We start from the raw sequence: 18,372 nt of genomic DNA on the forward strand, positions 1-18,372 counted from the left end.
TTTTTCACAAACATTAGCTTAATTTATCCTCATCGTCATGATCATGGATATATTGTTCATCATTGTCCAAGGTATCAACAAAACGCCCTATCCTTTCCCAGCGAACATTTTTATCTTTATCCCAAGAGAAATATACAAACCAAGGTTTACCTACTATCAAACTATAAGGAACAGAACCCCAAAAACGACTATCATAAGAATAATCGCGATTATCACCCATCATGAAATACTCATTTTCAGGTACATCAAAAACATAAGCATTTCCGCCGCTAAAACCTATATGATTTCCAAGTTCTTTAATATAAGTTGGAGACATAGCAAAATCACCTATGCTAAGAAAGCGCAAGATATCACTTTCTATATCTTTTTTTGGATCATAATGAATACCTTTTTGTTTATAAGGTTCTTTTACATAAATTTGCCCTCCAAGAGTAACAAGATCATTTGGATAATGTTCTTTCATAAAATCATCACCTTCATGCATTCTCACATAAAGTGTTTTATTTGCGTAAACCATCCTATCTCCTCCTGTACCTACACAACGCTTTACAAAGTGTTCTTTTTCATTTCTAGGGTTTCTAAAAACAACTATATCTCCTCTTTGTGGCCCTTGTGCTTTTATCAAATGTCCATTTTTATTAAAATCCGGCAAAACAGGAATTTCCAACCAAGGAATATGAGGAGTTGGGATACCATAGCTAAATTTTTTAACAAATAAAAAATCCCCCACTAATAAGGTGTTTTTCATAGAACCAGAAGGAATAACAAAAGCTTGTATAAAGAAAAAAATCACCAAAAGAACAATAACTACAGTTCCAGTCCAAGACTGCGAAAATTTATATAATCTCTTTAAAATTTCCATAGATTTTCCCTAATTAAGTCTATTTTTAGCAGATTTAACTGTGTTTTCTAAAAGCATGGCTATAGTCATAGGACCTACTCCACCTGGAACAGGAGTTATATAACTAGATTTTTTAGATACCTCTTCAAAATCTACATCTCCAACTATCTTTCCACTTTCAAGACGATTGATTCCAACATCAACAACAATCACTCCTTCTTTTACCATATCTGATCGAAGTAAATTCACACAACCTGCTGCTACTATAATCAAATCAGCCTGTCTAGTATAAAGGCTCAAATCTTTGGTTTTAATATGACAAACGCTTACTGTAGCTCCAGCGTTTAAAAGCATAGTAGCCATAGGACGACCTACTATATTTGAAGCACCTATAATAACAGCGTCTTTTCCTTCTAAATCAACTTCATAAGCCTTTAAAAGCTTCATAACTCCAAGTGGAGTACAAGGCAAAAACCCACTTTCTAAGCCTAAATTTAAATATCCTACATTAATAGGATGAAAACCATCAACATCTTTACTACTTATAATACTTTCAAGTATTAAATCTTTACAAATATGATCAGGTAAGGGAAGCTGAACCAAAATTCCATGAACACTATCATCGTGATTTAAGGTATTAATCAATGCCAAAAGTTCATTTTGTGTAGTATTTTCATTAAGATGATAAACTAAAGATTTAATTCCACATTCTTCACAGGCTTTAGCCTTAGATTTTACATAAGTTTGACTTGCAGGATTATCTCCAACTAAGATAACAGCTAAACAGCTTTCAATCCCTTTGCTTTTCAAAAATTGATTTTTTTCTTTTAATTCTTCTTTGATTTTTGCGCTTAAAGCTTTACCATCAAGTAAAGTCATTATTTTCCTTCTATAAATTTAATCACTTTTTTAAAGTAAAAATTGTATCATATTAAAACTTCATTAACAAGGTGAAACTTTGAAAATTGTTTTAATGTTTTTTTTATTTAATATCAGTCTTTTTGGTGCTGATTTTATTACTCTTAAAGAATACTCTAAAATGCTTTATGAAAATCCAAGAGGCATTAGTTGTAAAGAATGTCATGGAGCAGATGGAAGCGAACAAATTTTAGGATATTATATGAAAAATGGTATTAAAACAGCTTATAAAGTTCCAAGTATACAAAATCTTAGTTTTGAGAATTTTAAAAATTCTCTTAATCAGAGTAAAGACGCAAAATCAATCATGCCAAATTACTCTTTAACAAATGATGAAATTGTAACTTTATATAATTACATCAAGCAATTTAGCAAGGAAGAAAAATGACAAACAAAAAAGCTTTTAAAGAAGCGTGTAAATTCATCGCAGGTGGTGTAAATTCTCCAGTTCGTGCTTTTGCAAATGTTCAAAGTGAGCCAAAATTTATTTCCCATGGAAAAGGTGCTTATATTTTCGATATAGATGGAAATTCTTATATAGACTATGTTCAAAGCTGGGGGCCTTTACTTTTTGGACATTGCGATAAAGATATACAAAAAGCTTGTCAAAAAGTACTTCATAAAGGTTCAAGTTTTGGAGCTCCAACTTTATTAGAAACTGAACTTGCCAAGCTTGTTTTATCTGATTTTCCTCATTTAGAAAAGATCCGCTTTGTAAGCAGTGGAACAGAAGCAACCATGAGTGCTATTCGTCTTGCTCGTGGTTTTACTAAAAAAGATAAAATTTTAAAATTTGAAGGATGTTATCACGGGCATTCTGATTCATTATTGGTGAGCGCAGGAAGTGGTGCTGCTACTTTTAACTCTCCTAGTTCTTTGGGTGTTTTAGAAGATGTAGCTAAACACACTTTAGTAGCAAAATATAATGATATAAATAGCGTTAAAGAGCTTTTTGAAAAAAATAAAGATATTGCATGTGTTATCATTGAGCCTATTGCTGGAAATATGGGGTTAGTTCCAGCTAAACAAGATTTTTTAGAAGAACTTGCTAAGATCTGCAAAAACAATCAAACTCTGCTGATTTTTGATGAAGTAATGAGTGGATATAGAGCATCTTATCTTGGTTCCTATGGAATCAATCATATTCAAGCAGATATAATTACTTTTGGTAAAGTAATAGGAGGTGGTCTACCTGCAGCAGCGTTTGCTTCTAGAGCTGAAATTATGGATATTTTAAGTCCTTTGGGTGGAGTTTATCAAGCAGGAACTTTAAGTGGAAATCCTTTAGCAATGGCTGCAGGCATAGCAAGTCTTACAAAAGCCAAAAAGAAAACCAAGCTTTATGACAAGCTTGGAAAATTAGCAAAAAAACTTACTCAAGGAATGAAAAAATTAGCAGATGAAAAAGGACTTCCGCTGCAAGTTTGTCATGTAGGTTCTATGTTTGGATACTTTTTCACCAAAAATCCTGTATCAAACTACCAAGATGCATTAAAATCTGATCTAGCATTATTTTCAAAATTTCACAAAAATATGCTTGAAAATGGAATTTATTTAGCGCCTTCTCAATTTGAAACAGGCTTTATATGTTCAAAAATGGATGATAAAATTGTAGATACAACATTAGAAGCTGTTAGGGAAAGCTTTAAAAGAATATGAGCAATATTTTAAAAGAAGAAAAAAATCACTTAGAAAATTCCAACAGCAAAAGACAAAAAATCATTCGCAAAACTCTTGAAGCTGCGGATGGTTTAAGTCTTGGCATCTCTATGGTTGTTGCTGTATTTATAGGTGTGGGAATAGGATATTTACTTAAAAAATTTACTCCTTATCCTTGGCTTTTTTGGCTTGGAGTTTTTTGGGGGATCAGTGCTGCCATACTTAATGTTTACAAAGCTTATAAAGTTCAAGTAAAAAGCTATGAAGAATTTAAAGAAAGAGATGAGTTGATCAAAGAAAAAATTCAAAAAGAAAAGAATAAATAATGGAACATAAAAAAGCTCTATTTTGTATTTTTGCCATTATTCATTTATTTTTTTGGATCATATTTTCATTGTTAAATCATTTTAAATTAGATACATTTTTAAGCTATGAAATAGCTTTTTTTAGTGTTTTATTGATTATTTTTGCTTCTTATTTAAATTATAAAAAAGTCATTATAAAAAAATCAAAAAATTATGAAAAAGATTTTAATTTCATTTCATCGCTTTTTATCAAAAAAAAACAAAATTTATCAAAAATTATTCATTTTAAAGTTCTAAAAGACGATTTAAAGCCAAATATTAAAGAGAAAATCCATTTTTTTACTATGTTTTTTACTCTCTTTAAATTGATGGCTTATGTAATATTGGTTGCTGGATTTTTATTTTTACATCGCCAAGATAAATTAGATATCTTTGCTTATATTTGTGGAATTTCATCCTTGCTAGTTTGTGTGTTTATTTTTATTTTATATATAAAAAAGTATGAGTCCAAAAAAAATTATTAAATCAATGACAGCACTTTTTGCTGGTATGGCATTTTTATTTGCAGGTAATGCCTTGATAGTAAGCTCTATAGGTGTTATATTAAAAGAAAACGGAGAAAGTTCTTTAGCTGTTGGAGTGGTAAGTTCTTGTTTTTTTATAGGCGCTCTTGTTGGAACCATCGGTGCTCATAAAATTATTTCTCGTATAGGTCATATACGCTCTTTTGGGCTATTTGGGGCTATTTTTGGAATTTCAGTTATGCTTCATACAGTAAGCGAAAATCTTATTTTTTGGGCTGTTTTAAGATTTTTCATAGGGATTTGCTACTATGGTCTTTTAATGGTCATAGAATCATGGCTTAATGAAAAAAGCAAAAATGCCATTCGATCTAGAATTTTAGGTTTTTATGAAATTGTTTTTTATCTTGCGTTTGGTATTGGAGTTTTAATCATAGCGTTAAATTTAAGCAAACATAGTGTATTTATTCTCAGTGCAACTTTAATTTTACTTTCATCTTTGCCTTTAAATTTGATTAAAATCAAAGAACCTGTTTTGCCCGCATCAAGTCCTATTTCTATACCTAAAATTTTTGATATAGCCCCTTTGGCTATCGTCACAAGCTTTATAGCCGGAATGCTTATAAATGGCTTTTTTTCTATGGCATCTTTATTTATACTTTTGCAAGGTTTTGATGCAAAAGCGGTTTCTTATTTTATATTTTGTGGGGTTTTAGGTGGTTTTATTGCGCAAACCATCATAGGAACTATTTCAGATAAACTTGGTCGCAAATTTGCCATTATCACTTGCGCAAGCATAGGATTTATCACTATGCTTATATTTATCTTTTTTAAACTTCACTTGCATATGCAATATTTTTTAGGAATTACTCTAGGTATAGGAATATTTTGTTTATATGCTTTAGCACTTGCTAGAGCAAATGATGTTTTAGTAAGCAAAAATAAAGGCGTAGAGTTAGGTCGTGGGGTTCTTTTTTGCTATTCTTTGGGCTCTTTGTTTGGTCCTTTAATTTTAGGTTTTTTAATGCAATACTTTGAAATCAAAGGTTTTATATGGTTTTATATAGTTTCTTTAGCATTTTTAATTCTTTTTGCTATCAATAAACCAAATATTTTAAATAAAAAATTTAAGAAAAAACCTGGAAATATGGTGATATTTGATGATTAATACTCAACTAGCAAGTCAAATTGCCAATACGCAAAAAAATGATTTAAAAGTAGATAACTCTACTTCAAAAGATAAAACAAATTTAAAGGACAATCCAAAAGAAGCACTTGCGCAAGCTTTAAAGCAAAATTTAGGTTTAAGCAAGGACGCTAGCAGTGAAGAAATACTAGCAAAATTTGTTCAAAATGAAACAGGCACCAAATTAAAAGAACTTGTTAATAAACTTTTAGATCAAATCAATGCTCAAAAAAACCCCGATTCCCCTGTACTTAAACAAGGAAAAAATTTAAATTTAGCTCCTAATTTTGCTAATGAATTAAAAACTTTAAGCACAGAACTTGCAAAAAGCGATACTTTTACACAAGTTTTAGACAGATTAAATCAAATTTTAAAACCTGCCAGTGAAATAAAAAACAACAACTTAGCTCCTTTGTTTAAAAATTCAGGCGTATTTTTAGAAGCTAAATTAAAAGATGCCCTAAACGAAGAATTGCTGCCCAAAAGTTTTCACTCTCTTTTAAGTACAATCAAAGGTCTTAGTAGTGAAAAACTAAGTATTCAGATAGCCCAACTTGCAAATGCAAATTTAAACCCAAAAGACACTTTAAAAGAATTAAAAAATATTATTAATTCTAGCAAAAATGAAAATAAGCAAATTTTAAATCAAAGTTCTTTTAAAGCACTTTTAAATTTAAGTTCTAAATTGGACAATTTTAAAAATTATATAAGTAAAAATCCCAGTCATGCTCAAGAAAAAATCACCCCTATGGCTAATAAAATTTTAAAAGAATTAAATTCCATCAAAAATGATTTTTTCAAAGCTCTTAATAAGCCAGAAAATTTAATGATAAAAGATCCAAACATCCTTAAGCAAACTGCTACCGCCTTTGAAAAACTTGAAAATACTTTAAAAAATATACTAGGCAATCAAGCTTCTAAAATACAAGATAAAGAAAATATTTTAGAAAATCTTTTAAGTAACAAAGAAAATATCAAAGAAGAAAAACTTAATCATAACACAAAAAACCAAGATGAAGAAAAACATATAAAAGCATCAAAAGAAGAAAATCTCACAGATGATACCAAGCAAGATTCAAAATTAGATTCTGATATAAAAACCCACGAAGAAGATACCCAAGATACAAAAAATGATATTCAAAACAATGAAACAGAAAATAATCCAGACAATGATATAAAAAATTCTACTCCAAACCAAGAAAAAATTAAAGATGAAAAACAAGAAAAATCAAAAGAAAATATCAAAGAAAATCCAAAATTTTATGAAACAAAAACAGAAAACAAAACTTCAATCAATACAAATAATCCTAACACAAACAATATGCAAAATTTAAATAATTCTCAAAATATTCAATCTAACAATAACCAAACTATGCAAAATATTTTTAAAAATCAGGAATTTATAAAACAAAATATTGTAAAAAATTTAGCATTTAATGTAGAAAATTTAGATCTAGAACAAGTGCAAGATTTAAGTAAAAATTTAAGCAATCTTTCTCGTAGACTTAATGAAAGCTTAAAAGAACTTGAACCTTATACTCAAAATGCCAAACTTAATCAAGCAGAACTTAAAAATCTCGAACACAAACTCAATCTTTCTACCAAAGATCTAGCGCAAATTAAACCAAAAACAGAACAAGATATAGCTGAATCTTTACATCATGATGTAAAATCAACACTTTTGCAAATTTCAAATTTAGCTAAAAATGAAGGCAATGAAGCTATATATAATCAAGCTAATCGTCTTTTAGCGCAAATTGAAATCAATCAGCTTATGTCTTTAGCTAATGATTCTATCAATACTTATCTGCCTTTTTCTTGGGATGATTTAAATGATTCTAAAATTATGTTTAGACGCGGAAAAAAGGACAAATTTTTTGCTCAGATTAAACTCGAATTTGCAAAACTTGGGGATTTAGAAATTCTTATTTCTTTAAATAATGAAAAATATATAGATATTAATATTATGGCAGAAAATATTGAATTTAGAAAAACCATCTATGAAAATGCCCATGAGCTTAAAAGAAATATCAATAAAGCAGGACTTTTAAGTGCAAATTTCTTTGTAGGTGATATCATAAGAAGTAAATTTGATACTAGAAATATGAAAAATTTAGATCTTGAAATGGGTATGGATAAAAAAGTATGAGCAAAATCAAAAGATCGATTAAAAAAGCTGTAGCTCTAGGCTATCAAAAAGAAAAAAACTCTGCACCAAAAGTGCTTGCAAGTGGCAAAGGCGAAAGTGCTGCTAAAATTATTTCTTTAGCCAAGGAACACGGAGTTCCTATTAAAGAAGATGAAGATTTAATAGAAATTTTAAGCAAGCTTGACTTAGGTGATGAAATTCCACCTAATATGTATAAAGCTGTAGCTGAAGTTTTTGCCTTTATCTATCAAATGGCAAATAAAACTCCTAAAAACTAATCCGCTATTTTTTCTCCAAATTTAATACCCTGCCCTACTTTTAAATTAAAAGTTAAAAGTCCTTTTTGAGAGATTAAAACTATAGTAGAACCTAGCTCAAAATTTCCTAGTTCTTCGCCTTTTTTGAAATTTAAATTTTCATATTTTCTAGTAAAATTATGAGAAATTTTAGCATTGGTTTGTATGCTTGCATCAAAATTAAAACGCATTTTTCCTACATTTTGCGCTCCTACAAAAACAAGCCAAAAAATACCTTTTTCATTTTGACATTTCAAGCTCACTCTTTCATTTTTTACATATAAATTACCAATGCGTTCTAAATGTTTTTCATTTACGCTATAAAGGGCGCCACTTGTGTAAGTTGCACTTAAAATTTGCATATCACAAGGGCTGTGATAACGATGATAATCTTTTGGAGAAAGATAAATATTGACATAATCAAGCCCATTTTTAAGTTCATCTTTTTCAAAGCTATCTTTTAAAAGCTCCTCAACGCTATAAGCATGTCCTTTTATAGAAAAAGCAAAATGTTCTTCATTTGCTAAAAAAGTACTTCCACACTCTAAAATTTTACCATCACTTGGACTGATAAAACCTTCTTCAAATTTTCTTGGAATTTGCAAAGTTCTTGTAAAAAGAGCATTTAAACTCTCATATTCACAAGGAGCTTTAAATTCACTCATATTGATATTAAAATACTTAACATAATTTTCATTAATAACTTTTTGTATCATTTTAGGAAATTTAATCCCTGCTACAAAACCAAAAAGTCTCGAACTTTCTTTTGAAAAACTCATTTTTTTCCTTTTAAATTTAAAATCACTATTTCACTCGGAGCAAAAACTCTAAGACTTGGCCCCCAAAATCCTGCTCCACTACTCACATAAAGCTTAGTTTTTTCTCCTAAATCATAAAGCCCATGAACAAAACCTTGTTGAAGTTTAACTAAAAACATAAAAGGAAAAATTTGCCCTCCATGCGTATGCCCACTTAAAACAAGGTCAAAATCACTTAAATCATAAAGCAAAGCTGTTTTGGGTTGATGTGTGAGTAAAATACTAGCTTTACTTGTATTTAAATCCACTTTTATTCTTGCTAAATCAGGAGCATATAAACCCTTATCAAGCCCGGCTAAATCTCCAAGTCCAGCAATATTTATAAAACCTAAATCTAAATTTTGATTGACTAAAATTTTCATATTAGTATGTTTTCTAAGTAAATCCAAAACTTTATTGATACCATGATAATACTCATGATTTCCCAAGGCATAAAAAGTTCCATAAGTGGAATTAAAATCATTAAGTTTTGAGATGTAATTTTTTAAATCTTTAGGATTAGTATCAATCAGATCTCCTACTATTACAACCATATCAGGACTTTGCAAATTCACTTTAGTGATGAGCTTATCTAAAAAATTTTCATGCAAATTTTTACCCAAATGTATATCAGTAAGCATGACAATTTTTAAATCTTGTTTAAGATTTGGTATTTCAACATCAACACTCTTTACTTCAGGTGTTTTTAGAGCATTATTTATACTTATATAAATTAAAAACACACTTAAAACTATAAGAGAAAGCTCAAAAATCAAACGCAAAATAAGATTATATTTTTTATCTCTTTTACCCATAAGAGCTAAAATCAATTTAATAAAATCCCAAGCTAAAGTCATAAAAAACAAACAATAAGTTGGCGCATAAAGCATGGCTAAAATTTCATACCAAGTATCACTTAAATATTCATCTCTACGAAATATTAAAAACACAGCTTGGGCTAAAAAAAGCACAATAAAAATAAAGGCAAAAATTTTATAAAAATACTTAAAAAGAGTAATTTTCTTGATTAATCTTTTATAAATATAAACATTTGCTAAGCCAAAAATCAATAATACAATGAAAGAAAAAATTAAAAATATCATAAAAGTATTATAACCAAGTAAAATTAAATATCCGTATAAATTTTTCTGTTATAATAAACTTTTAAATAATTTTAAAGGCTATAAAATGTACCGTTTTGCACCTTCTCCCACAGGTGATATGCACATAGGAAATTTACGCGCAGCAATTTTTAATTATATCTGTGCAAGACAAAAAAATATGGATTTTATCTTACGTATTGAAGATACTGATAAGGCTAGAAATATAGCAGGAAAAGAAGAAGAAATCAAAGAAATTTTAAATCTTTTTGGTATTTCATGGCAGCATTACTATATACAAAGTGAAAATTTAAAATTCCATCGCCAAATGGCTTTAAAACTTATAAGTGAAAAGAAAGCTTTTGCTTGTTTTTGCACCGAAGAAGAACTTGAAGCAAAAAAAGAGCTAGCTAAAAAACAAGGTAAAGCTTATCGCTACGATGGCACTTGTGAAAAACTAGCCGATATCGATGTTTTAGAATGTGAAAAACCCTTTGTTATCCGTCTTAAAAAACCTACTCACACTATGAAATTTACAGATTTTATCAAAGGTGAATTAAGTTTTGAACCTGAAAATATAGACTCTTTTGTGATTATGAGAACGGATAAAACTCCAACTTATAATTTTGCTTGTGCGGTTGATGATATGCTTGAAAATGTTACTTGTATTATACGCGGAGAAGATCATGTTTCAAACACTCCAAAACAAGAACATATCCGCGCAAGTTTAGACTATAACAAAGCCATAACTTATGCGCACTTGCCTATCATTTTAAACGAAGAAGGTGTTAAAATGAGCAAAAGAGAAGCACATTCTTCTGTAAAATGGCTACTTGAAAGTGGAATTTTACCTAGTGCAATCGCAAATTATCTTATCATGCTAGGCAATAAAACTCCTTGTGAAATTTTTACCTTAGAAGAAGCTATAAAATGGTTTGATATTTCTAAAGTTTCAAAAGCTCCAGCAAGATTTGATCTTAAAAAACTTTTGCAAATTAATCGTGAACATATCAAAATGATAAAAGATGATGAGCTTAATAAAACTTTAGATTTAAACAAAGATCTTGCACAACTTGCTAAATTTTACACTCAAGAAGCAAGCACCACAAAAGAACTTAAAGAAAAAATGCGAGCTATTTTCAACACAAAAGACTTTGGAGAGTTTGAAACAGAATGTAAAATTTTAAAAGAACTCTTAAAAGATATTGAACTTTTTGAAAACTATGAAGATTTTAAAAATGAACTTTTAAGCAAAAGCGGCTTAAAAGGTAAAAAATTTTTCATGCCTTTAAGGATAATTTTAACAGGAAATATTCACGGACCTGAGCTTAGCGATCTTTATCCTTATATTAAAAATTTTATTCACGAATTAGCAAGGATTTAATTATGGTTATAGACTCTTTTATTATTTCTATTTTTCAAGTACTACAAATTGTCATTAACATTTATACTTGGATTATTATTATCACGGCACTTTTAAGCTGGGTAAATCCTGATCCTTATAATCCTATAGTGCAAATTTTATATAAACTAAGCTACCCTGCTTACGCCTTAGTTAGAAAAATTCCAACACGCATTGGTAATATTGATCTTGCACCTTTGATTATAGTCTTAGCATTGCAGTTTCTTGGTATTTTTCTTGGGAATATCTTAAGGAGTATATTGTGATAAAAAAAATACTCGTTTTTTTATTTATTTTTTCAAGTTTAAATGCTACACAATATAGCATAGAAAAACTCAAAAAAGAAGAAAATTCACTTGCTAAGGATTATTATATTTATAGGCTTTTAGAAAAAAATAAAATCAGTAAAAAAGATGCACAGGATTTAAATTCTCATATTTTTCGCTATATAGGAAAAATTAAATCCGAACTTGAAAAAATCATCCCCTTAAAGCCTTATATCAACCCAAAATATGCTAAATGCTATACCTATACAGCAAATACTATCTTAGATGCAAATTTAACTTGTCAAAGTGTGCGCTTAAATTCATTAGTTTTTATAGCGAGTTTAAATTCCAAAGACCGAACTACTTTAGCTCAAACCTTTGAAAATCAAAGACCTGATTTGACAAATTTATTGCTAGCTTTTAATACTTCTGATCCTATGAGCTATATGGTACAAAAAGAAGATATTAATGGTTTTTTTAAACTTTATAATTATTCTAAAAAATACGACTTAGATTTAAATACAAGTTTAGTCAATAAACTACCAAACCACATTGGTTTTAAAGATTTTGCACAAAATATTATTATTAAAAAAGAAAATCCAAAATTTAGACATTCTATGCTAGAAATAAATCCTGAAAATGTAAGTGAAGATTCTGCTTTCTATTTAGGAGTCAATGCCTTAACTTATGATAAAACAGAGCTTGCTTATGACTTTTTTAAAAAGGCGGCTCAAAGTTTTAAATCGCAAAGCAATAAAGACAATGCTATATTTTGGATGTGGTTGATTAAAAACAATGAAGAAGATTTAAAAACTTTATCGCAAAGTTCTTCTTTAAATATTTATAGTCTTTACGCAAAAGAACTTACTAACACACCTTTTCCAAAGATAGAAAGCCTTAATCCAAGCAAGAAAAAAAATAATTTTAATATGCAAGATCCTTTTGCTTGGCAAAAAATAAACAAACAAATTCGCGATGCTAATGCAAGTCAACTAGATGTCTTGGCAAAAGAATTTGACACACAAGAAACCTTGCCTATTTATGCTTACATATTAGAACGCAAAAATAATTTTAAAAAACATTATTTTATAATGCCTTATTATGACAATATAAAAGACTATAATAAAACAAGACAAGCTTTAATTTTGGCTATTGCCAGACAAGAAAGTCGTTTTATTCCAACTGCTATTTCAGTTTCTTATGCTTTAGGCATGATGCAATTTATGCCATTTTTAGCCAATCACATAGGAGAAAAAGAATTAAAAATTCCAAATTTCGATCAAGATTTTATGTTTAAACCTGAAATAGCATATTACTTTGGAAACTATCATCTAAATTACCTTGAATCACGTTTAAAATCTCCACTTTTTGTCGCTTATGCTTATAATGGTGGTATAGGATTTACTAACCGTATGCTTGCAAGAAATGATATGTTTAAGACGGGCAAATTTGAACCTTTCTTGTCTATGGAGCTAGTTCCTTATCAAGAAAGCCGAATTTACGGAAAAAAAGTTCTAGCTAATTATATTGTGTATCGACATCTTCTGAACGATAGTATAAAGATTTCGGATATTTTTGAAAATTTAATTCAAAACAAGGCAAATGATCTAAACAAATCTTAGCTACAAGCCTAGTCTCTTCCTTGACACTAGGAAGAGATACTTTAAAATAATCAGTATAGTTATTTTGTATTATATATTTTAAATACTCATCATCTAATTTTTCAATATTGGCTTTTTTATTATTGATAAAAACTTCTAAATTTTGAATTTTTAATGTATTTGGAGTAAAAGACAAGGCCAATACATCATCTTTACTTGTCTTATCTAGAATTGGGTTTAAATAAGACATGGTTACAATGGCATTAATCTTATCTTGTGTGATTTTGTATTTTTGAGTAAACATTAAAGTTTGAGATTTTAAATTTGTATCCACAATCGCCTGATCTTTTAAAGAACAAGCTCCAAGCAAAAAAGTACCTAAAATTACACTATAAATTTTCATTCTTTTTCCATATTTTTTAGTATTATTGTAGCCTTTTAACCCTATTTTTTGGTTTAAAAAGATATAATTTTACAAAAAAAATTAAGAGTATATTTTATGAAACAACTTATCATAGCTTTTAGCGGGCCTTCAAATTCAGGAAAAACTACACTCATCACCAAAATAGCTGATAATTTTTTGCAACAAAATTTAAAAGTTTTAATCATTAAACATGATCCTGCCGATAAAGCTCAATTTGATTTTAACGGTAAAGATAGTTTTAAATTTTTTCAAAGCGGAGCTGAAGTCATGGTTTTAAGCCCTACAAGAACAACTTTTTTTTCTCATGAAAATAGAGATATTTTAAAAGCTTTAAAATTAAGCCCTGATTTTGACATTTGTTTGGTTGAAGGATTGAAAACTCTTGATTTACCACGCATTAGCGTATTTTGCAAAGAAATTGATGAAAGTTATTTTACTTTTTCAAACGCCATTGCAAGCTATGAAAAAATTTCTCACCCTTATCTTACTTGGCTTGATTTAAACGATATACAAGCTATTTGTCAATATATACTTAAAAATGCTAAAAATTTACAAGGAGAATTATAAAATGCAAGAAGTGATTTCTTATATACAAAAAGCTGTTTTAGAAATTTCTAACGCTTTAAAATTTCCCGATACAAGCTACAGTCAAAATCAAAATTTTACAGGCGATACCCAACTCAAATTTGATGTTTTAAGCGATGAAATCATCACAAAAACCCTAAGTCAATGTTCAAGGATTAAAGCCATCATAAGTGAAGAAAAAGACGAAATTTTAACGCTTAATAAAAAAGCAAATTTTATCGTAGCTTATGATCCTTTAGATGGTTCTAGCTTAATGGATGTTAATTTTGCTATAGGTTCTATTTTTGCCATCTATGAAGAAAAAGCAAATGCCAAAAATTTAAGAGCTGCACTTTATAGTATGTATGGAGCGCGCTTAGAACTTGTGATTTGCAAAGATCAACCAAAACTTTATCGCCTAAATGCAAATAATGAATTTATTTTTATAAAAGATCTTAAAATGAATGAAAAAGGCAAAATTAATGCTACAGGCGGAACGCAAAAATTTTGGGAAGAAAAACACGCTAAATTTGTCAAAAGTCTTTTTGATGAAGGATATCGCTTAAGATATTCTGGGGCTATGGTAAGCGATATCAATCAAATTTTATTAAAAGGGGGTGGGATTTTTAGTTATCCTGCAACACAAGATGCGCCTAATGGCAAACTTCGTGCTTTTTTTGAAGTCTTTCCTCTAGCCTTTATCATAGAAAAAGCAGGCGGAAAAACTACAAATGGAAAAAATCACTCCTTGCTTGAACTTGAATTTGATAAAATCCATGCGACAACTCCTTGTTTTTTTGGCTCAGAATATGAAATTTCAAAACTTTTAAAGGCTTACAATGAATGAGATTAGAGATGAATTTGAGCAAGATATGGATAAAAAGAAAGAAATTTTACTTTCATGTCAAAACTCAAAAAACCTAAACTCTTGTTATAATTGCAATGAAATTTTTAACTGCCAAACTAGAAAAAATTATGTTGATGCAGTCTATAATAGTATGTCTAAGGGTAAAACCGAAGGCGGATTTGACTTTTAAAGGAAAAAAATGCGTTATATTACAACACCAATTTATTATGTAAATGATGTACCTCATTTAGGTCATGCTTATACTACCATCATAGCCGATACTTTAGCAAGATTTTATCGTTTGCAAGGACATGAAACAAGATTTCTAACAGGAACAGATGAGCATGGACAAAAAATCGAAGAAGCTGCCAAACTAAGAAATTCCACTCCTCAAGAATATGCTGATAAAATCAGTTTTGAATTTAAAAAATTATGGGATGAATTTGAAATCACCTATGATATTTACGCAAGAACAACTGATACAAGGCATATTGAATTTGTTAAAGCTATGTTTTTAAAAATGTGGCAAAAAGGTGATATTTATAAAGATGAATACGAAGGACACTATTGTATTTCTTGTGAAAGCTTTTTTACTCAAAGTCAGCTTATCAATGATTGTTCTTGTCCGGATTGTGGCAAACAAACTAGAATTTTAAAAGAGGAAAGCTATTTTTTCAAACTTTCAAAATATCAAGATAAAATTTTACAATGGTATGAAGAAAAAGATCCCATCCTACCAAAAAACAAAAAAAACGAACTTATAAATTTTGTCCAAAGCGGCCTTAAAGATCTTTCTATTACAAGAACAAGTTTTGATTGGGGGATTAAACTGCCTCAAGAAATTAATGATGATAAACATATTATTTATGTATGGCTTGATGCACTTTTTATCTATATAAGTTCGCTTGATTTTCAAAGCAAGGGAGAAAATGCTAAATTTTGGCCTGCGCATGTGCATTTAGTAGGAAAAGATATCTTGCGTTTTCATGCCATTTATTGGCCAGCTTTTTTAATGAGCGTGGATTTGCCTTTGCCAAAATTTATAGGTGCACATGGCTGGTGGACTAAAGAAGGTGAAAAAATGAGCAAATCTAAAGGCAATGTTGTAAAACCTAAAGAAATAGTTGATGCTTATGGAAGCGAAGCTTTTAGATATTTCTTGCTTAGAGAAGTGCCTTTTGGTAATGATGGGGATTTTAGCGAAAATATGCTGATAAATCGTATCAATGCTGAACTCAGCAATGAATTTGGAAATTTACTTAATCGCATTATAGGTATGAGTACAAAATATGATCAAGGAAATATTTCAAAAGAAGGTGTTTTAAAATTTTACAATGCCGAACTAAATCAAGCAAAAGAACACTTAAATTTAGCGGTAGAATTTTTAGAAAACTTACAGTGTAATCGTTATATAGAAGAACTTTTTAAAGCCTTAAGTGTGGCAAATTTAGCCATTAGTAAATACGAACCTTGGAATTTAATCAAAGAAAACAAACACGAACAAGCTAATGCTTTAGTGGCACTTTGTGCAAATATTTTAGCCAAAACAAGTCTTTTGCTAAGCCCTGCTCTACCAAAGTCTTGTCAAAAAGTAGCTTTGGCTTTAAATTTTGAAATTTCGTTTGTAAATTACGCAAAAATGATACTTGATAATGAACTTTTAGATTTTAAAGCAAATCCTTGTGAAGCTTTATTTCCAAAAGTAGAAAAAGCTCTTTTAAAACAAGAAATTAAAGAAGAACCTAAAAAAGAAGAAAGTCCTAAAATAAAAATCGATGATTTTGCAAAAATTGAAATCAAAGTTGCTAAGGTGCTTGATTGTCAAAATATAGAAGGGAGTGAAAAACTTTTAAAATTTCAACTCGAACTTGACAATAAAGAGATCCGTCAAGTACTCTCAGGCATAGCAAAATACTATAAAGCCAGTGATTTAATCGGTAAACAAGTATGTGTTATAAGTAATCTTAAAAAAGCTAAAATTTTTGGACATGAAAGCGATGGTATGATACTTTCTGCAAAAAGCGGAGATAAACTTGTTTTAATCACTCCTGAACAACTTGTGCAAAACGGTTCTTTAGTAGGCTAAAATATGCAAATTAGCAATTTAGGCGAACTTTTAAACGCAACGCTCATTCATGAAGGTAGCGTTTTAAGTGTGGAAGGTTTTGCCATAAATTTAAACGAACTTAAAGCAGGCTTTGCTTTCTTTAATAACGATAAAAAAGAAATTGCCCAAGCTATAAAAAAAGGCGCTTATGCTATAATTACAGAAAATGACATTGCTATTGAAGATAAAGACATTTTTTACTTTAGAGTAGAAAATCTAGAACAAGCTCTTGTAAGATTTTTACGCTTTTTTTGTGAAGATAAAGAATGTGAATTTTTGCTTTTTAAATCTTACGAACTAAGTCTTTGCAAGGCTTTTTATTTTAACATTTTAAAAGGAAATATTTTTGCTGATTTTGAAAAACTAATCAAAGCAAAAAAGGGTGAAATTTTTTGTTACTGTGAAGAAAATTACTTAAATAAACTTTGCGCCTATTCTCATAGTCTAAAAGATGCTAATTTTACTTTATTATCGCGATCTAGCTTCTTTTTTACAACTTTGATTTGTGAAAATTTATATTTTAAAAATCTTAATTTGCCTTTTTTTTACGCAAATAGTTTTGCAAAAATTATTTCTTTTTTAAAAGAAAAAAATCAAAAAATAATATTTGACTTTAATAAGATTGATGATTTTAAAATTTATTTTATTGACGATAAATTTGAAATCACTCCTTTTGGTTCAAGCTCTCAAGCGTTTATTGTAAGCAACAACCAAAATACCTTTGAATTCTGGAAAGAAAAATTTAAAAACATAAAAGACTTTAAAATTGCTTCTAAAAATTCTTTATTTTGCGATTTTTCCTATAATCAGCTTTCAGATTTAAGAAAATTAAAAAATTTTAAATATTGTTTAATTCTTGAAAATTATGATATTTTTGAGCAAGAATTTGAAAACAAAGAAAATCAAACCCCAAGCTTATTTTAAATTCACTCCTTCATTTTCAAGCAAAAATCTTTTTATTTCAAGCCCTCCATTATATCCTCCTATGCCATTGCTTGCAATAACTCTATGACAAGGTATAAAAATAGGAATTTGATTTTTAGAATTTGCATTTCCGACAGCTCTAAAAGCTTTTGGATGATTAATTTTTTCTGCTATATCTTTATAAGTAGCTATTTTACCATAAGGAATTTTCATTAAAGCCTTATAAACCTTTGATTCGAAATCTGTACCTTGTATCAAAACAGGAATGCTAAATTTTCTAAGCTTATGAGTAAAATATAAATCAAGTTCATATTTTGCTAAGTCAAGCAAACTACAATTTTTTTCTGATCTTTTATTATTACAAAAATCGACTCTAGTTAAAAATTTTCCATCACTATGTAAAGATAGGTAACATAAAGGCATTTTATAATAAACTTTAAACATTTTTTATCCTTCAAAGAGCTA

21 protein-coding genes are annotated in these 18,372 nt (G+C 29.1%); 15 read left to right on the plus strand and 6 right to left on the minus strand.

The genetic code is table 11. From position 1 onward, the window contains the following. Nucleotides 1-13: 13 nt before the first annotated feature. Together lepB and folD are read right to left on the minus strand one after the other, a co-directional pair. Nucleotides 14-862 (minus strand): signal peptidase I, encoded by an 849-nt coding sequence (lepB, locus tag AJ936_RS00885; protein WP_070210083.1) that lies wholly within the window; start codon nucleotides 860-862, stop codon nucleotides 14-16. Between the two features lie 9 nt (nucleotides 863-871). Next, complete coding sequence (gene folD, locus AJ936_RS00890; RefSeq protein WP_070210084.1) at nucleotides 872-1,720, minus strand: bifunctional methylenetetrahydrofolate dehydrogenase/methenyltetrahydrofolate cyclohydrolase FolD; 849 nt, start codon at nucleotides 1,718-1,720, stop codon at nucleotides 872-874. A 79-nt stretch (nucleotides 1,721-1,799) separates the two neighbouring features. Here folD and AJ936_RS00895 point away from each other — a divergent pair, with 79 nt between their 5' ends. Genes AJ936_RS00895 through AJ936_RS00925 form a run of 7 tightly spaced genes read left to right on the plus strand, consistent with a single transcriptional unit; the run spans nucleotide 1,800 to nucleotide 7,857 of the window. Continuing rightward, complete coding sequence (locus AJ936_RS00895; RefSeq protein WP_070210085.1) at nucleotides 1,800-2,147, plus strand: c-type cytochrome; 348 nt, start codon at nucleotides 1,800-1,802, stop codon at nucleotides 2,145-2,147. Beyond that, a complete protein-coding gene (hemL, locus tag AJ936_RS00900; RefSeq protein ID WP_070210086.1) occupies nucleotides 2,144-3,418 on the plus strand; it encodes a glutamate-1-semialdehyde 2,1-aminomutase in 1,275 nt (424 codons plus the stop codon). The genes AJ936_RS00895 and hemL overlap by 4 nt, the downstream gene beginning before the upstream one ends. Continuing rightward, on the plus strand, nucleotides 3,415-3,744 hold the full coding sequence (locus tag AJ936_RS00905; RefSeq protein WP_002852414.1) for an AtpZ/AtpI family protein: 330 nt from the start codon (nucleotides 3,415-3,417) through the stop codon (nucleotides 3,742-3,744). Before hemL ends, AJ936_RS00905 begins: the two co-directional genes overlap by 4 nt. Next, nucleotides 3,744-4,247 carry a hypothetical protein gene (locus AJ936_RS00910; protein WP_070210087.1) on the plus strand — a complete coding sequence of 168 codons (504 nt, stop codon included), beginning with the start codon at nucleotides 3,744-3,746 and terminating at the stop codon, nucleotides 4,245-4,247. The genes AJ936_RS00905 and AJ936_RS00910 overlap by 1 nt, the downstream gene beginning before the upstream one ends. Next, nucleotides 4,225-5,412, plus strand: coding sequence for an MFS transporter (locus AJ936_RS00915; RefSeq protein ID WP_070210088.1), 1,188 nt, complete (start codon nucleotides 4,225-4,227; stop codon nucleotides 5,410-5,412). Before AJ936_RS00910 ends, AJ936_RS00915 begins: the two co-directional genes overlap by 23 nt. Next, nucleotides 5,405-7,579: a flagellar hook-length control protein FliK gene (locus tag AJ936_RS00920; RefSeq protein WP_070273952.1), complete on the plus strand. Its 2,175-nt coding sequence runs from the start codon at nucleotides 5,405-5,407 to the stop codon at nucleotides 7,577-7,579. Before AJ936_RS00915 ends, AJ936_RS00920 begins: the two co-directional genes overlap by 8 nt. Further along, nucleotides 7,576-7,857 (plus strand): FlhB-like flagellar biosynthesis protein, encoded by a 282-nt coding sequence (locus AJ936_RS00925; RefSeq protein WP_002852641.1) that lies wholly within the window; start codon nucleotides 7,576-7,578, stop codon nucleotides 7,855-7,857. The genes AJ936_RS00920 and AJ936_RS00925 overlap by 4 nt, the downstream gene beginning before the upstream one ends. Here AJ936_RS00925 and AJ936_RS00930 read toward each other — a convergent pair. Next, nucleotides 7,854-8,654: a phosphatidylserine decarboxylase gene (locus AJ936_RS00930; protein ID WP_070210090.1), complete on the minus strand. Its 801-nt coding sequence runs from the start codon at nucleotides 8,652-8,654 to the stop codon at nucleotides 7,854-7,856. The genes AJ936_RS00925 and AJ936_RS00930 overlap by 4 nt on opposite strands. Beyond that, complete coding sequence (locus AJ936_RS00935; RefSeq protein WP_070233334.1) at nucleotides 8,651-9,775, minus strand: metallophosphoesterase; 1,125 nt, start codon at nucleotides 9,773-9,775, stop codon at nucleotides 8,651-8,653. The genes AJ936_RS00930 and AJ936_RS00935 overlap by 4 nt, the downstream gene beginning before the upstream one ends. Before the next feature lie 85 nt (nucleotides 9,776-9,860). Here AJ936_RS00935 and gltX point away from each other — a divergent pair, with 85 nt between their 5' ends. From gltX to AJ936_RS00950, 3 genes are read left to right on the plus strand one after another with little or no spacing between them, the layout of a single operon-like run. Continuing rightward, on the plus strand, nucleotides 9,861-11,156 hold the full coding sequence (gene gltX, locus AJ936_RS00940) for a glutamate--tRNA ligase (protein WP_044780349.1): 1,296 nt from the start codon (nucleotides 9,861-9,863) through the stop codon (nucleotides 11,154-11,156). 2 nt (nucleotides 11,157-11,158) lie between these two features. Next, nucleotides 11,159-11,440 (plus strand): YggT family protein, encoded by a 282-nt coding sequence (locus AJ936_RS00945; protein ID WP_002852501.1) that lies wholly within the window; start codon nucleotides 11,159-11,161, stop codon nucleotides 11,438-11,440. Further along, the gene (locus AJ936_RS00950; protein ID WP_074469977.1) at nucleotides 11,437-13,062 is read left to right on the plus strand and encodes a lytic transglycosylase domain-containing protein; all 1,626 of its coding nucleotides are present in this window, start codon (nucleotides 11,437-11,439) and stop codon (nucleotides 13,060-13,062) included. Before AJ936_RS00945 ends, AJ936_RS00950 begins: the two co-directional genes overlap by 4 nt. On the opposite strand, the gene AJ936_RS00955 is transcribed toward AJ936_RS00950, so the two are convergent. Beyond that, entirely contained in the window at nucleotides 12,959-13,444 is a 486-nt protein-coding gene (locus AJ936_RS00955) for a hypothetical protein (protein WP_044780347.1), read from the minus strand. The genes AJ936_RS00950 and AJ936_RS00955 overlap by 104 nt on opposite strands. A gap of 96 nt (nucleotides 13,445-13,540) precedes the next feature. On the opposite strand from AJ936_RS00955, the gene mobB reads away from it, so the two are divergent. From mobB to AJ936_RS00980, 5 genes are read left to right on the plus strand one after another with little or no spacing between them, the layout of a single operon-like run. Beyond that, nucleotides 13,541-14,032 carry a molybdopterin-guanine dinucleotide biosynthesis protein B gene (gene mobB, locus AJ936_RS00960; protein ID WP_002861481.1) on the plus strand — a complete coding sequence of 164 codons (492 nt, stop codon included), beginning with the start codon at nucleotides 13,541-13,543 and terminating at the stop codon, nucleotides 14,030-14,032. A 1-nt stretch (nucleotide 14,033) separates the two neighbouring features. Beyond that, nucleotides 14,034-14,876 carry a class 1 fructose-bisphosphatase gene (locus AJ936_RS00965; protein WP_044780346.1) on the plus strand — a complete coding sequence of 281 codons (843 nt, stop codon included), beginning with the start codon at nucleotides 14,034-14,036 and terminating at the stop codon, nucleotides 14,874-14,876. Then, on the plus strand, nucleotides 14,869-15,066 hold the full coding sequence (locus AJ936_RS00970) for a hypothetical protein (protein ID WP_002867482.1): 198 nt from the start codon (nucleotides 14,869-14,871) through the stop codon (nucleotides 15,064-15,066). Before AJ936_RS00965 ends, AJ936_RS00970 begins: the two co-directional genes overlap by 8 nt. A gap of 9 nt (nucleotides 15,067-15,075) precedes the next feature. After that, nucleotides 15,076-16,962 (plus strand): methionine--tRNA ligase, encoded by a 1,887-nt coding sequence (gene metG / locus AJ936_RS00975; protein WP_070273953.1) that lies wholly within the window; start codon nucleotides 15,076-15,078, stop codon nucleotides 16,960-16,962. A 3-nt stretch (nucleotides 16,963-16,965) separates the two neighbouring features. Beyond that, entirely contained in the window at nucleotides 16,966-17,907 is a 942-nt protein-coding gene (locus AJ936_RS00980; RefSeq protein ID WP_044780343.1) for a hypothetical protein, read from the plus strand. Here AJ936_RS00980 and AJ936_RS00985 read toward each other — a convergent pair. Next, the gene (locus AJ936_RS00985) at nucleotides 17,899-18,351 is read right to left on the minus strand and encodes a methylated-DNA--[protein]-cysteine S-methyltransferase (protein ID WP_044780342.1); all 453 of its coding nucleotides are present in this window, start codon (nucleotides 18,349-18,351) and stop codon (nucleotides 17,899-17,901) included. The two genes, AJ936_RS00980 and AJ936_RS00985, sit on opposite strands and share 9 nt — an antisense overlap. Between the last annotated feature and the right edge of the window lie 21 nt (nucleotides 18,352-18,372).

Origin of the sequence: Campylobacter sp. BCW_6877, from assembly GCF_001762445.1 — a bacterium.
GTDB lineage: Bacteria > Campylobacterota > Campylobacteria > Campylobacterales > Campylobacteraceae > Campylobacter_D > Campylobacter_D jejuni.